The following is a 15879-nucleotide window of genomic DNA, read 5'->3' on the forward strand; positions in this document are numbered from 1 at the left end:
AAAGCCCATGCTGCAACTCTCCACGCCCTCCCTGCGCGACTCCATCCTGCGCCATCTGACCTATTCCTTTGGCAAGGATCCCGAGCACGCCATTCTCGAAGATTGGCGCATGGCGCTGAGCCTTGCAGTGCGCGACCGCATCGTCGATGCCTGGTTCAAGGCCACCCACCGGACCTACGAGGCCGGCGCGAAGCGGGTCTATTACCTGTCGATGGAATTCCTCATCGGGCGCCTTCTCGAGGATGGTATCGTGAACCTCGAACTGGTCGAAGAGGCGAAGTCCGCGCTGGCCGAGTTCTCCAAGGATTACAACGAAGTACTGGCGGATGAGCCGGATGCGGCGCTGGGCAATGGCGGCCTCGGCCGGCTTGCCGCCTGCTTCCTCGAAAGCCTGTCGACCATCGGCTGCCCGGCGCATGGCTACGGCATCCGCTACGAGCACGGCCTGTTCCGGCAGAGCTTTGTCGGCGGCCGCCAGGTCGAGCAGCCCGAGCTCTGGCTCGGCCAGCGCCACGCTTGGGAGTTCGAACGCCCCGAGGTCCGCTACCGCATCGGCTTTGGCGGCCACGTGACCAATCACGGCGAGACCGTGCGCTGGCACCCGGCCGAGGAAGTCGAGGCCGAGGCCTTCGACACGCCGGTCGTCGGCTGGAAAGGCCGCTGGGCCAACACCCTGCGCCTGTGGTCGGGCCGCGCCATCCACCCGTTCGACCTTGCCGCCTTCAACCACGGCGACTATGCCGCCGCTGCCGCCCCCGAGGCGCTGGCGCGCACCATCTCCCGCGTGCTCTACCCCGACGACACCACCGAGCAGGGCAAGGAGCTGCGCCTCAAGCAGGAATATTTCCTGACCGGCGCCGCCCTGCGCGACATCCTGCGCCGCTTCAACAACCAGTTCGGCGACCTGCGCAAGCTGCCCTCGAAGGTGGCGATCCAGCTCAACGACACCCACCCGGCCATCGCCGGGCCCGAGCTGATCCGCATCCTGCATGACGAGCGCGGCATTCCCTTCGACGAGTCGATGGACATCGCCCGCAACACGCTCAGCTACACCAACCACACGCTGCTGCCCGAGGCGCTGGAAAGCTGGGGCGAGGCGCTGTTCGGCCGCCTGCTGCCGCGTCACATCCAGATCATCGACCAGATCGACAACGAGCACGCGAACCGCAACCCCTCGCGCACCCAGTCGATGCGCGCCGACCATCAGGTCAAGATGGGCCAGCTCTCCTTCGTCATGGCGCACAAGGTCAACGGCGTCTCGGCGCTGCACACCGAGCTGATGAAGAGCACCGTCTTCGAAGAGCTGCACAACCTGCATCCCGACCGCATCGTCAACGAGACCAACGGCGTCACGCCGCGGCGCTGGCTCCTGGCCTGCAACCCGCGCCTCGCCGGTCTGATCACCGAGTCGATCGGCGAAAAGTGGGTCGACGACCTCGAGCAGCTCGAGAAGCTCGAGCCCTTCATCGAGGATGCCGGCTGGCTCGACCGCTACGGCAAGGTCAAGCGCGACAACAAGGTCGAGCTGTCGAACTGGATGGGCCAGACGCATGGCTTCCATGTCGATCCCGACATGATCTTCGACGTGCAGATCAAGCGCCTGCACGAGTACAAGCGCCAGCACCTCAACATCCTCGAGACCATCGCCCACTGGCTCGAGATCCGCGACAACCCCGATGCCGACTGGACGCCGCGCCTCAAGCTCTTCGCCGGCAAGGCCGCACCGGGCTATTTCTTCGCCAAGGACATCATCCGCCTGATCAACGACGCGGCGGCGGTGATCAACGCCGATCCGGTGACCAACAAGTATCTCAAGATCGCCTTCCTGCCGAACTACAACGTGACGCTGGCCGAGCGGCTGGTACCAGCGGCGGACCTGTCCGAGCAGATCTCGACCGCGGGCAAGGAAGCATCCGGCACCGGCAACATGAAGTTCGCACTCAACGGCGCGCCCACCGTGGGCACGCTCGACGGTGCCAATGTCGAGATCCGCGATCACGTGGGGGCCGAGAACTTCTTCCTCTTCGGCATGACCGCCGAGGAAGTGATGGAGCGCCGCATGGTCGAGAGCCACGCGCAAAAGGCCATCGCCGCCGATCCGCGCCTCGCCCGCGCGCTCGACGCGATCCGCGAGGGCCGCTTCTCGCCCTCCGAGCCGGAGCGGTATCACAACATCACCAGCAATCTCGAGGGCGCGGATTATTTCCTCGTGTGCTCCGATTTCAGCGATTACTGGCGCGCACAGCGCGAGGTGGATGCCGCCTTCAAGGACCAGCAGGGCTGGGCCCGGATGGCCGCCTACAACACCGCGCGCTCGGGCTGGTTCTCGTCCGACCGGACGATCCGCGGCTACATGAAAGACATCTGGGACGCCAAGTCTTTGCTGGACTGATCCCGCCATAAGAGTTGACGCGAGTCATTGCAGCTCGCGTCTTTCGTACTAAAGTTCGAGACATGACCGATGCAAATCACACTCCCGTCTCGGAATTTCATCGCCTGACCCAAGGTCAGCATGACGATCCCTTCGCCCTGCTCGGGGCCCACAGGACAGAGGGCGGTGACCGCTACGTCACCGCCTTCGATCCCGGCGCCCACCAGATGTGGGCCGTGATCGGCAAGGACACGTACCCGCTCGAGCCGCTCGCGGATGCCCCGGGCATCTTCCGCGGCAAGGTTCCGGGCGATGCGCCCTACCACCTGCGCGGCGCCGCCAACGACGCCGAGTGGGATTTCGAAGACGCCTATCGTTTCGGCCCCGTCCTCGGCGAGATGGACGAGTACCTGCTCGGCGAAGGCAGCCACCTGCGCATGTGGGAAGCGCTCGGTGCGCATGTCATGGAGCACGAGGGCTGTCAGGGCACCCATTTCGCCGTCTGGGCCCCCAATGCCCGGCGCGTCTCGGTGGTTGGCGATTTCAACTGGTGGGACGGTCTGCGCCACACCATGCGCCGCCGCGGCGCCACCGGCGTGTGGGAGATCTTCATCCCCAACGTGGGCGACGGCGCCTTCTACCGCTACGAGATCGTCGGCCCCGACGGCAATATCCAGCCGCGCAAGGCCGATCCGGTGGGCTTCGGCTCGGAGCACCCGCCCGCCAACGCCTCGATCGTGCGTGACATCCGCGAATACGGCTGGTCCGACGGCGACTGGATGACCAAGCGCGAGGCGATGCAGAACCGCGCCGCGCCGATCTCGGTCTACGAGGTCCACCTGCCCTCGTGGCGCCGCAAGGACTGGGGCCGCCCGATCTCCTATATCGAGGCCTCGGACGAGCTGATCGCCTATGTCAAGGAGATGGGCTTCACCCATATCGAGCTGATGCCAATCAGCGAGTACCCGTTCGACGGCTCCTGGGGCTACCAGCCCATCGGCATGTTCGCCCCCACCATCCGCTGCGGCCTGCCCAACGAGTTCCGCGACCTGATGAACGCCGCCCACCGCGCAGGCATCGGGGTCATCCTCGACTGGGTGCCGGGCCACTTCCCGTCCGACCCGCACGGGCTTGGCCAGTTCGACGGCACCGCGCTCTACGAGCACGCCGACCCGCGTGAGGGCTTCCACAAGGACTGGAACACGCTGATCTACAATTACGGCCGGGCCGAGGTCTCGAACTTCCTCACCGCCAACGCGCTCTACTGGCTCGAGGAGTTCCACGCCGACGGCCTGCGCGTCGATGCGGTGGCCTCGATGCTCTACCGTGACTACTCGCGCAGCCCCGGCGAATGGGTCCCCAACAAGGATGGCGGGCGCGAGAATTACGAGGCCATCGCGGTGCTGCAGCGGATGAACATCGCCGCCTATGGCGAGAACCCGGGCATCATGACCGTGGCCGAGGAAAGCACCGCCTATCCCGGCGTGTCGCAGCCCGTGGATCAGGGCGGGCTCGGCTTCGGCTTCAAGTGGAACATGGGGTGGATGAACGACACCCTCGAATACATCAAGAAAGACCCGATCCACCGCTCGTACCATCATCACCAGATGACCTTCGGGCTGGTCTACGCCTTCTCGGAGAACTTCATCCTGCCGATCAGCCACGACGAGGTGGTGCATGGCAAGGGCTCGATGTTCGGCAAGATGCCGGGCAACGAGTGGGAGAAATTCGCCAACCTGCGCAGCTATTACGGCTTCATGTGGGGCCACCCCGGCAAGAAGCTCTTGTTCATGGGACAGGAGCTGGCGCAGCGCTCCGAGTGGAACCACGACGCGCAGGTCGACTGGGATTGCCTTGCCAATCCGCAGCACGCGGGCATCCAGCACCTGGTGCGCGATCTCAACCACCTTTACCGCGACACGCCGGCCCTGCACGCGAAGGACTGCTTCGCCGAGGGCTTCCAGTGGATCGTCGGCGGCGACTCGCAGAACTCGGTGTTCTCGTGGGTGCGGCGCGGCGGGCCAGACGACCCGGAGGTCGTGGTGATCTGCAACTTCACGCCGCAGGAGCACGGTGCGTACCGCATGGGGATGCCGTCCGCCGGCACCTGGCGCGAGGCGCTCAACTCCGACGCCGAGATCTACGGCGGCGGCAATCGGGGCAATTACGGATCTGTCGAGGCCCATGACGGCGAGTATCACGGCCAACCGGCGCATGCCGACGTGATGCTGCCGCCGCTCTCGACCATTTACCTGGTGCGCGACACCTGAGTAGCTGACGGGGCATTTCAAGCGGTCGCCAAACCACGGGGGAGCGGCGGCCGAACAATGTAGGAGGGATTTGACATGCCTTGGACCAACCAGAGGCTGTCGGGGCGAAGCATGGCCTTCGTTCTGGCGGGAGGTCGTGGATCGCGGCTGCACGAGCTGACCAACAGCCGGGTGAAACCGGCGGTGTATTTCGGCGGCAAGGCCCGGATCATCGACTTCGCTCTGTCGAACGCGCTGAACTCTGGCATCCGCAAGATCGCGCTGGCGACGCAGTACAAGGCCCACAGCCTGATCCGCCACTGCCAGCGCGGCTGGAACTTCTTCCGCGCCGAGCGCAACGAGTTCCTCGACATCCTGCCCGCCTCGCAGCGCGTCTCGGAAGGCATGTGGTATCGCGGCACCGTCGATGCGGTGGCGCAGAACATCGACATCATCGACAGCTACGATATCGACTACATCGTCATCCTCGCCGGCGACCACATCTACAAGATGGATTACGAGGCGATGATCCGGCAGCATGTGGAGACCAGTGCCGAGGTCACCGTGGGCTGCCTCACCGTCGAGCGTGGCGAGGCCAGCGCCTTTGGCTGCATGGCCGTCGACAGCCGGGACCGCATCACCTCCTTCCTCGAGAAGCCCGCCGACCCGCCGGGCCTGCCCGACGATCCCGAGAAAACCCTCGTGTCGATGGGGATCTACGTCTTCAACTGGCATTACTTGCGCGAGCGGCTGATGGAGGACATGGCCAACGACGCCTCGAGCCACGATTTCGGCAATGACATGATCCCCGAGATCGTCGCGAAGGGCACCGCACAGGCCCACCGCTTCGAGGACAGCTGCGTGCGCTCGCGGCCCGATGCGCCGGCCTACTGGCGCGACGTGGGCACCGTGGACGCGTTCTGGAAGGCCAATATCGACCTGACGGATTTCTCGCCCGATCTCGACCTCTGGGATCGCGACTGGCCGATCTGGACCTATTCCGAGCTCGTCCCGCCGGCCAAGTTCATCCATGACGAGGAAGACCGGCGCGGCTCGGCGATCAGCTCGATGATCTCCGGCGGCTGCATCATCTCGGGCTCCGAGATCCGCAACTCGCTGCTCTACACCATGTGCCACACCAATTCCTACGCCTCGCTGCAGGGCGTGGTGGCGCTTCCCTACGTCAACGTGTCGCGTCACGCGCGGCTTACAAATGTTGTCATAAACCGCGGTGTACATATCCCCGAGGGGCTCGTCGTCGGCGAGGACCCCGAGGAAGACGCCAAGTGGTTCCGCGTCACCCCCGGTGGCGTGACGCTCATCACCCAGCGCATGCTGGATCGGAGGGAAGCCGAGAAATGACCAAGGTCCTGTCCGTCACGTCGGAATGCGTGCCGCTCATCAAGACTGGAGGGCTCGCGGACGTGGCGGGCGCGCTGCCCGGCGCGCTGGCCGCCAAGGGGGTCGAGATGCGCACCCTGCTGCCCGGCTATCCCAAGGTGATGGCCGAGGTCGGCCGCCGCCGCAAGGTGGCCGAATGGGACGACCTGTTCGGCGGCTTCGCTCGGGTCTACCGCGGCAAGCTTGGCGATCAGGTGCTCTACGCGCTCGATGCGCCGCATCTCTACGACCGCGACGGCGGCCCCTATGTGGACAGCCACGGCCGCGATTACCCCGACAATGCCGAGCGCTTCGCCGCGCTCTCGGTGGCCGCCGCCATGCTCTGCGCCGAAGGGGTCGAGGGCTGGTTCCCCGAGATCATGCATTGCCACGACTGGCAGGCCGGCTACGCGCCGCTCTACCTGCGCGAACTTGGCGCCGGCGACCGTGTCGCAAGCCTGATGACCATCCACAACATCGCCTTTCAGGGGTTGTCACCGGCCTCGATGATCTCGCGGCTCGGGCTGCCGCGTTCCGAGTTCAATGAACGAGGGTACGAATACTGGAACAATATCAGCGCCTTGAAGGCTGGTCTTGTCTACGCGGATAAACTCTCGACGGTCTCGCCCACCTACGCCTCCGAGCTGATGACCTCCGAGTTCGGCATGGGGCTCGACGGTCTGCTCCGCGAGCGGCAGGAGGATCTCTCGGGCATTCTCAACGGCATTGACGAGGAGCTCTGGAAGCCGCCCTACAAATCCCCGGCCGGCAAGGCGAAACACCGCGCCGCGCTGCGCGAGGAGTTCGGCCTGCCGGACTGGCCCGGCCCGGTCTGCGTGCTGGTGTCGCGCCTCACCGAGCAGAAGGGTCTCGACATCCTGCTTCAGGCCCTGCCCGCGCTGCTCGACCGCGGCGGCCAGTTCGTGCTTCTGGGCAGCGGCAACCGCGACCTCGAGCGCGCCTTCCTCGGCTATGCCGATGCCCATCCCGGCGTCGCCACCACCATCGGCTATGACGAGGCGCTGGCGCGCCGGATGATCGCCGGCGGCGACGCCATCCTCGTGCCCTCGCGATTCGAGCCCTGCGGCCTGACCCAGCTCTATGGCCTGCGCCACGGCACCCTGCCGGTTGTGGGCCTCACCGGCGGTTTGGCAGACACGGTGATCAACGCATCGCCTGCGGGATTGGCAGCCGGTGCGGCAACCGGGCTTCAGTTCCACCCGGTGACCGCGCAGGCCCTTGCGCAAGCCCTGATGAAACTGGTCAATCTTTACCAGGATCGTGATACCTGGACGAAGATGATGAAGAACGCCATGGCCGCCCCAGTGGGCTGGGACCAATCCGCCAACGCCTACGCGGCGCTTTATGCCGAGATGGTCAAGACCGCATGAGCGGACCGGAAATGCTGGCCGGACGCGCCGCGCCGCTCGGAGCAAGTTTCGACGGTGACGGGGTGAATTTCGCCGTGTTCTCGGAACATGCCGAAGCCGTCCACCTCTGCCTCTTCGACGAGCACGGCGCCGAGACGGCCCGGCTCTCCATGCCCGAGCGGGATGGCGACATCTGGTATGGCCGCGTGCCGGGGCTGACGCCCGGCCAGCTCTATGGCTACCGCGTCGAGGGGCCGTTTGCGCCGCGTCAGGGCCATCGCTTCAACCCCGCCAAGCTGCTCATCGACCCCTACGCGCGTCGGCTCACCGGGCACCCGACCTGGCACGCCTCACTCTACGGCGGCGCCGAAGCGCCCGATCCGCACGACAGCGCCCGCTACATGCCGAAATGCGTGGTCGAGGACACGACATTCGACTGGGGCCAGCACAAGGCGCCCAACACGCCGCTCGAGGAAAGCATCATCTACGAGGCCCATGTGAAGGGTCTCACAAAGCAGTTTCCCGGCGCCGACCACCCCGGTCACTTTCTCTCGCTCGCCTCGGATCCGGTGCTCGAACACCTGATCAAGCTTGGCATCACCGCGGTCGAGCTTCTGCCCGTGCAGGCCTTCATCAATGATCGTTTCCTGGTGAAGCAGGGCCTTGTAAACTACTGGGGTTACCAGACTTTGGGCTTCTTCGCCCCGGAGCCGCGCTATCTCAGCCACGGCCATCTCTGGGAGTTCCAGTACATGGTGGCGCGCCTGCACTCGGTGGGCATCGAAGTGATCCTCGACGTGGTCTACAACCACACCTGCGAGGGCGACGAGAACGGTCCGACCTTCGCCTTCCGCGGGCTCGACAACCGGTCCTACTATCGCCTGCACGACGATAAACGCTTTTATATCAACGACACCGGCACCGGGAACACGGTGAATATCGAGCACCCGATGGTGCTGCGCATGGTGCTCGACTCGCTGCGCTACTGGTCGACCACCATGGGGGTCGACGGCTTCCGCTTCGATCTCTGCTCGACGCTCGGGCGCACCGCCACCGGCTTCGACCCCAACGGCGCATTCTTCAAGGCCGTGCGGCAAGACCCTGTCCTTGCAACAAAAAAACTGATCGCAGAGCCGTGGGACATTGGCCCAGGCGGCTATCAGCTTGGCAGCTACCCGCCGCCCTTCGCCGAGTGGAACGACCAGTACCGCGACGGCGTGCGGCGGTTCTGGCGCGGAGATCTCGGGCACGTGCCGGTGATGGCCGACCGCATCACCGGCTCGGCGGGCCTCTTCGACCATTCGGGACGTCACGCGACCTCCTCGGTCAACCTGCTCACCGCCCATGACGGCTTCACCCTGATGGACGTGGTCAGCTACACCGAACGCCACAACGAGGCCAATGGCGAGAACAACCGCGATGGCCACGGCGAGAACTACTCGGACAATTTCGGCGTCGAGGGCGCCACCGATGACGCCGAAATCAATGAGAAGCGTGCGCAGCGGCGTCGCAACATGATGGCGACGCTGCTGCTCAGCCAGGGCACGCCGATGATCCTGGCCGGCGACGAGCTCGGCAACTCGCAGAACGGCAACAACAACGCCTATGCGCAGGACAACGAGACCACCTGGATCGACTGGGAGAGCGCCGATGCGGAGTTTCTCGCCTTCACCCGGTGGCTCATCAGCTTCCGCAAGGCCCACCCGATCCTGCGCCAGAAGCGCTTCCTGCATTCGATCCCGCGCAAGGTGGACGGCGTCACCGACCTGTTCTGGTGGCGCCCGGATGGCGAAGAGATGAGCCGCGCCGACTGGACCAATGGCCATATGCACGTGCTTTGCGCCGAGTTCCGCATGGCCAGCGGCACCCCGAAATATGCGCAGCGTGAGGAGGCGATCTATCTCGCCTTCAATTCCGGCGACGCCACCGCGCTTACGCTGCCCAAGCTGCCCGAAGGCTTCTGCTGGGTGCGCCATATCGACACCGCGAGCCCCGAACTCGGCGCAGAGCGGGTCGGCGACAGCATCCAGATGGCCGCCAATTCGGTGATTGCCCTCGTGGAGGAACCGGTATGAGTGAGAGTATCCACGACCGCGCCAGAAAAGCCGGAATCATTCCTGAATTCCGTGACTTGTTCGGAGAAACTCAGGTCGCAAGCGAAGAGAGCAAGGCGGCGCTTCTGGCTGCCATGGGGCTCGAGGACGCGCCAGACCTGCCCGAGCCCGAGCTGCCGCGCTGGCATGTCTGCGAGCCGGGCGAACCGGTGGGTCTCGTGCCCGCGGGCGCGTGGCAGCTGACCCGCGAGGATGGAAGCCAGACCGAGGGCCGCGGCGCTCTGCCCGAGCTGCCGCTGGGCCGGCACCTGCTCGAAAGTGGTGGCGAGCGCTGCTGGCTGCTCTGCGCGCCCGCGCGCCTGCCGCTGCCGCGCAAGCTCTGGGGCCTGATGGCGCCGCTCGCCTGCCTGCGTAGCGAGGCCGAGGGCGGGATTGGCAGCTACGAGGATCTGGCGCGGCTGGCCGAGGCGCTCGGCCCCACCGGCGCGGCCTTCCTCGGCATCAACCCGATCCACGCGGGCTTTCTCACCAACCCCGAGGGCTTCAGCCCCTACACCCCCTCGCACCGGCGCCGCGTCGCCCCCCTGTACCTGCCCACGGCCGCACAGGGCCCCGAGCCCGGCCCGATCGTGATCCTGCCCGAAGAGCTCCCGGCCCGGCTCGCTGCGCTCGAGGCAGAATTCCACGCCGCCCCGCCGGGCGCGGCCTTCGATGAATACCTCCGGCACGAGGGCGCCTCGCTGCACCGGTTCGCCACGCATCAGGCGCTGTCGGAGAAATTCGGCGCCTATTGGGACAGCTGGCCCGCCGCCTATCACGACCCCGACAGCGCGGACGTGGCGCAGGGGGCGCATGACCTTGCCGAGCGAGTGCGCTTTCATGCGTGGCTGCAATACAAGTCCGAGGGCGCGCTCTCGGAGACCCAGCACCGGGCCCGGGCCGCGGGCATGGACCTCGGGCTCTATCTCGATCTTGCCGTGGGCACCCACCCGCATGGCGCCGAAACCTGGGAGGACCGCGAGAGCTTTGCCTTCGGCGCCAGCCTCGGCGCACCGCCCGACGCCTTCGCGCCGCAGGGCCAGAACTGGCACCTTGCGCCGTTCAACCCGGTGAACCTGATCGACACCGGCTTCGAGGCGCTGGCCGCCACGCTGCGTCAGCAGTTGCGCTTCTCGGGCGCCTTGCGCATCGACCACATCCTCGGCTTCGAGCGCGCCTACTGGGTGCCCGATGGCGACCTGCCGGGGGCCTATGTGAGCATGCCGCGCGAGGCCATGCTGGCGGTGGCCCGGATGGAGGCGGCGCGCGCCGGCGCCATCATCGTGGGCGAGGATCTGGGCGTGATCCCCGACGGGCTGCAGCACGCGCTGAAGGACAGCGGCATCCTCGGCTGCCGCCTGATGTGCTTCGAGCACAGCGGCGACCCGCCCTGGTACAAGGCACCGCAGGACTACGACGTGGGCGTGATCGCGAGTTTCTCCTCGCACGACCTGCCCACCTGGAAAGGCTGGCGTCAGGGCCGCGAGATCGCGCTGCGCCGCGACATGGGCATCATTCCCGCCGAACATACCGAGGGCATGTTCGGCTTCCGCGGCCGCGAGGTCGAGGGCATGGACGGCGCCACCGCGCCCTACCGCAACGGCCACGCCCCCGAGAGCCCGGAGGCGATGGCGGCATTGCTGGCCGAAACCGCCTCTTGCATGGTGGCGTTACAGGTCGAGGATATGCTCGAGATGGAGAACCAGCCCAATATGCCGGGAACGGTGTGGGAATATCCGAACTGGCGTCAGCGGCTGCCCGCCGGCGTCGACGAGATCGCGGCAAGCCCCGTGCTTGCAAACGCCGCCCGGATCATGAAACGTGCCGGGCGATAGGAGACAGGAATTATGACCAGCATTCGTACCATCCCGACCGAGCCGATCGAAGGCCAGAAACCGGGCACCTCCGGCCTGCGCAAGAAGACCGAGGTGTTCCAGACCCACCATTACCTCGAGAACTTCATCCAGAGCATCTGGGACGGCATTGGCGGCGTTGCGGGCAAGACGCTGGTGTTGGGTGGTGACGGGCGCCACTTCAACTCGCAGGCGGCGCAGGTGGTGCTGCGCATGGCCGCCGCCAGCGGGGCCAAGAAGGTCATCGTCGGCAAGCGGGCGCTGCTCTCGACGCCGGCCGCCTCCAACCTGATCCGCAAGCGCGGCGCCGATGGCGGCATCATCCTGTCGGCCAGCCACAACCCCGGCGGCCCGAAGGGCGATTTCGGCGTCAAGTTCAACGCCGCCAACGGTGGACCGGCCTCCGAGGGCATCACCGGCAAGATCTTCGACGCTACCAAGGAGATCGCCGAGTTCCACATCGCCGAGAGCCAGGATATCGGCCTGCGCATGACCGACACGGTGACGCTCGGCGAGATGGAGATCGAGATCGTCGACCCCGTCGACGACTACGCCGAGCTGATGGCCGAGCTGTTCGACTTCGACGCCATCCGCGCGCTTTTCAAATCCGGCTTCCGGATGCGCTTTGACGCGATGCACGCGGTCACCGGCCCCTACGCCACGCGGCTGCTCGAAGAGACGCTGGGCGCCTCGCCCGGCACCGTGTTCAACGCCATCCCGCTGCCGGATTTCGGCGAGGGCCACCCGGATCCCAACCCGACCTGGGCCAAGCAGCTCTGGGACGAGATGATGTCGGATACCGGACCCGATTTCGGCGCCGCCTCCGATGGCGACGGCGACCGCAACATGGTGGTGGGCCGGCATTGCTACGTCTCGCCCTCCGACAGCCTCGCGGTGCTTGCGGCCAATGCCACGCTGGTGCCGGGCTACAAGGACGGGCTCAAGGGCGTGGCGCGCTCGATGCCGACCTCGCAGGCGGTCGACCGCGTGGCCGAGAAGCTGGGCATCGACTGCTACGAGACGCCCACCGGCTGGAAGTTCTTCGGCAACCTGCTCGATGCCGGCCGCGCCACGCTCTGCGGCGAGGAAAGCTTCGGCACCGGCTCGGACCACGTGCGCGAGAAGGACGGGCTCTGGGCGGTGCTGTTCTGGCTCAACATCCTCGCGGTTAAGACATGCACCGTGGCCGAGCTGATGGAGGCGCACTGGGCCGAGTATGGCCGCAACTACTACTCGCGCCACGACTACGAAGCGGTCGACAGCGACGCGGCGGCCGGCGTGATGGATCACGTGCGCTCCCAGCTGGCCACCCTGCCCGGCTCGCGCTTTGGCAGCCTCACCGTCGCTGCGGCGGACGAGTTCGCCTATGACGACCCGGTCGACGGCTCGCGCTCCGAGGGCCAAGGCCTGCGGGTTCTGTTCGAGGGCGGCGGACGCCTCGTGCTGCGGCTTTCGGGCACCGGCACCGAGGGTGCCACGCTGCGCGTCTATCTCGAGAAGGTCGAGACCGATCCCGCCGCCTTTGGCCTCGATCCGCAGCAGGCGCTGGCCGAGGTCATCGCCGCCGCCGAGACCATCGCCGAGATCAAGCCCCGCACAGGGCGCGACGCGCCCGACGTCATCACCTGATCCCGGGTGGAGACGCTCCGCGCCATCGCGCTGATGGTGGCCTCGATGGCGTTGCTGGCTGCCAGCGACGCTTTCCTCAAGCTTGCCTCGCAGACCGCCCCGGTGGGTCAGGTCATGGTGATGCTGAGCCTCGGGGCCACCGCGCTGTTCTTCGTGCTCGCCGCCTTGCGCGGCGTGCGGCTGAGCCTGTCCGAGGCTTTTGAGCCCAAGGTCATGCTGCGCAATCTCTTCGAGATGATCGGCGCGCTGGGGATGATCGTGGGCCTGTCCAAGATCCCGCTGTCGCTGATGGCGGCGATCATGCAGACCGCGCCGCTGGTGGTCACGCTGGGGGCTGCGCTGTTCCTGCGCGAGCCGGTGGGCTGGCGCCGCTGGCTCGCGATCGGCGTCGGGCTCGTGGGGATGCTGATGGTGATCCGCCCCGGCGGCGCCGCCTTCACCGGCTGGGAGATCTTCCCCGTCGCCGGCGTCACCGGGCTTGCGGCGCGTGACCTCGTCACCCGGCTGATCCCGGCGCGCATCCCCTCGCTGGCGGTCTCGGCCTACGGGTTCGCGGCGATCCTGCCGGTGGGTCTGGCGGTGCTGCTGGTCACCGGCGCGCCGCTCTCGGGCGCTGCGCCGACCTTCGGCTACATGACGGGCGCGGTGGCGGTGACGGCGGCGGGCTACCTCGCGGTGACCATGGCGATGCGCATGGCCCCGGTTTCGGCGGTCGCGCCCTTCCGCTACACGCGGCTTGTCTTCACCGCAGGGCTCGGCATGGCGATCTTCGGCGAGCGCCCGGACGGCTGGACCTGGGCCGGCGCCGCGCTGATCCTCGCCGCCGGGCTATACAGCTTCCTGCGCGAGCATCGCCTCGCCCGCCAGCAGGCCGCGGTGCTCCGTCCCTGAAATCCGCTCCCGGCCGCGAGGCCCGGCCTGCCTCCGGCGGGGATATTTCTGGCCAGAAGAAGACAGGAGCGCAGCGCCCTCATCTTCTCTGGTTCAAAAATACCTCGGGGGAGTCGTGGCGCAGCCGCGGCGGGGGCAGCGCCCCCAAACACCCTATCCGCCCAGTACCTCGATCCCCGCCGGAAGCGGACGGTTGCCGCCATCCACCGACACCGTCTCGCGGGTGCGCGGCAGGGCTTCGGGCATGTCCCGCTGGATCCAGGTGATCAGCTCCTCGCGGATCTCGCAGCGCAGGTCGTAGGTCCGCGGCGCGTTGCGGGCCGAGGCCAGCACCCGCACCTCCATCACCCGCTCGCGGAAGTCGTTGACCTGCACGTGGCAGACATTGCCGTCCCAGAGCGCCGAGTTGCGGCAGACCTCCTCGGTCTTCGCGCGCAGCCGTTTGATATCGGCGCAGTGGTCGAGATAGAGCAGCACGCCGCCGATCAGCGAGGAGCTGTCGCGGGTCCAGTTCTGGAACGGCTGCTCGATGAAATAGCTCAGCGGCACGACGAGCCGGCGCCAGTCCCAGATCTTGATCACCACATAGGTGCCGGTAATCTCCTCGACCCAGCCCCACTCGCCCTCGACGATCACCGCGTCGTCGATGCGGATCGGCTGCGTCACCGCGAGCTGGATGCCCGCGATCAGGTTCTTCAGCACCGGCTGAAACGCGAGACCCACCACGATGCCCGCGGCCCCACCGGCGGCGAGCAGCGACACGCCCCATTGCCGCACGCCCTCGAAGGTCATCAGGATCGCCGAGGTCGCCACGATCACGATCACCCAGCCCGCCAGCCGCACCATGATGCGGCTCTGGGTAACATGCTTGCGGGCAAGATAATTGTCTTCGGAATCCAGCGTGAACTTGCGCAGGTGCACCGTCGTCCAGATATGCAGCGCGGTGTGCAGCGCCCAGGCCACCAGCACCATGAAGGCGATCAGCAGCGCGTGCTGTCCGAAATCGGTCTGTTCCGGGCTCAGCGGCGCGACCGCGACCCCTATGAACAGCGCCGCCACCACCAGCGCCAGCCGCAGCGGGCGGCGGGTGCGCGCCACGAGGCTGCGCCAGAACAGGTCCTTGCCGGCGACCGTACGGTTGAGGATGGCGTAGACCAGCCGGAAGACCAGCACCCCAAGCACGAAGAACGCCACCACCACCGCCACCGGCATAACCCAGTCCGGCAGGACGGGAATGACCTCCTCGATCTCGGTGGTGATCTCTGCTACCTGCTGCTCGATCTGGTCCAGTTCGTCTTCCATGCGCGCTCCTTGCCGGTGCGCGCCTCCTCTCGCGCCCGATTGCGGTCCTTGTTGCCTCCTCGCTTTCACAAACAATAGCTGCGCTGCGGCATTTGGCAAAAACTGCCGCCCACCGCGAGGAATGTTAGCGATATCGCGCCAGCTACCATTCTGTTAGCGCTGCGCAAGTTTACTTTCGCGCAGCGGCTGTTATAGCTCGCTCAAACCCAATTGGAGGCGAGGGACGCACCCATGAGCACCATCATCGACATTCACGCCCGCGAGATCCTCGACAGCCGTGGCAACCCCACGGTCGAGGTCGACGTCATGCTGGAAGACGGCACGCTGGGCCGCGCCGCCGTGCCCTCGGGTGCCTCGACCGGCGTGCACGAGGCGCATGAGCGCCGCGACGGCGACAAGGGCCGTTACATGGGCAAGGGCGTGCTCGACGCCGTGGCCGCGGTCAACGGCGAGATCGCCGAGGCGCTGGTGGGCTTCGACGCCACCGAGCAGGAAGCCATCGACGGCGCCATGATCGAGCTCGACGGCACCGACAACAAGGGCCGGCTCGGCGCCAACGCCATCCTCGGCGTCAGCCTCGCCACCGCCAAGGCCGCGGCCGAGTTCACCGCGCAGCCGCTCTACCGCTACGTTGGCGGCACCGCCGCCCGCGTCCTGCCGGTGCCGATGATGAACATCATCAATGGCGGCGAGCACGCCGACAACCCGATCGACATCCAGGAATTCATGATCATGCCGGTC

General features: G+C 66.6%; 10 protein-coding genes. 9 read left to right on the plus strand and 1 reads right to left on the minus strand.

The window, feature by feature from the left end; all coding sequences use genetic code 11:
- Positions 1 to 7 precede the first annotated feature (7 nt).
- The 8 genes from AC6RA4_RS08175 to AC6RA4_RS08210 all read left to right on the plus strand — a co-directional run bounded on the left by AC6RA4_RS08175 (position 8) and on the right by AC6RA4_RS08210 (position 13836).
- On the plus strand, positions 8 to 2392 hold the full coding sequence (locus AC6RA4_RS08175) for a glycogen/starch/alpha-glucan phosphorylase (RefSeq protein ID WP_500159218.1): 2385 nt from the start codon (positions 8 to 10) through the stop codon (positions 2390 to 2392).
- A gap of 62 nt (positions 2393 to 2454) precedes the next feature.
- Positions 2455 to 4641, plus strand: a complete 2187-nt coding sequence (glgB, locus tag AC6RA4_RS08180; protein WP_500159200.1) for a 1,4-alpha-glucan branching protein GlgB — start codon at positions 2455 to 2457, stop codon at positions 4639 to 4641.
- A 75-nt stretch (positions 4642 to 4716) separates the two neighbouring features.
- Positions 4717 to 5982 (plus strand): glucose-1-phosphate adenylyltransferase, encoded by a 1266-nt coding sequence (gene glgC, locus AC6RA4_RS08185; RefSeq protein WP_500159202.1) that lies wholly within the window; start codon positions 4717 to 4719, stop codon positions 5980 to 5982.
- Positions 5979 to 7391, plus strand: a complete 1413-nt coding sequence (gene glgA / locus AC6RA4_RS08190; protein ID WP_500159204.1) for a glycogen synthase GlgA — start codon at positions 5979 to 5981, stop codon at positions 7389 to 7391. The genes glgC and glgA overlap by 4 nt, the downstream gene beginning before the upstream one ends.
- Positions 7388 to 9445 carry a glycogen debranching protein GlgX gene (glgX, locus tag AC6RA4_RS08195; RefSeq protein WP_500159206.1) on the plus strand — a complete coding sequence of 686 codons (2058 nt, stop codon included), beginning with the start codon at positions 7388 to 7390 and terminating at the stop codon, positions 9443 to 9445. The genes glgA and glgX overlap by 4 nt, the downstream gene beginning before the upstream one ends.
- Positions 9442 to 11298: a 4-alpha-glucanotransferase gene (gene malQ, locus AC6RA4_RS08200; protein WP_500159208.1), complete on the plus strand. Its 1857-nt coding sequence runs from the start codon at positions 9442 to 9444 to the stop codon at positions 11296 to 11298. Before glgX ends, malQ begins: the two co-directional genes overlap by 4 nt.
- A 12-nt stretch (positions 11299 to 11310) precedes the next feature.
- Positions 11311 to 12945, plus strand: coding sequence for an alpha-D-glucose phosphate-specific phosphoglucomutase (locus AC6RA4_RS08205; protein WP_500159210.1), 1635 nt, complete (start codon positions 11311 to 11313; stop codon positions 12943 to 12945).
- A gap of 6 nt (positions 12946 to 12951) precedes the next feature.
- A complete protein-coding gene (locus AC6RA4_RS08210; protein ID WP_500159212.1) occupies positions 12952 to 13836 on the plus strand; it encodes a DMT family transporter in 885 nt (294 codons plus the stop codon).
- A gap of 153 nt (positions 13837 to 13989) precedes the next feature.
- Here AC6RA4_RS08210 and AC6RA4_RS08215 read toward each other — a convergent pair whose 3' ends face one another.
- Positions 13990 to 15138 (minus strand): mechanosensitive ion channel family protein, encoded by a 1149-nt coding sequence (locus AC6RA4_RS08215; protein WP_500159214.1) that lies wholly within the window; start codon positions 15136 to 15138, stop codon positions 13990 to 13992.
- A gap of 231 nt (positions 15139 to 15369) precedes the next feature.
- On the opposite strand from AC6RA4_RS08215, the gene AC6RA4_RS08220 reads away from it, so the two are divergent.
- A partial coding sequence (locus AC6RA4_RS08220) for a phosphopyruvate hydratase family protein (RefSeq protein ID WP_500159216.1) occupies positions 15370 to 15879 on the plus strand: 510 nt, incomplete at its 3' end.

This window comes from Salipiger sp., assembly GCF_059781815.1.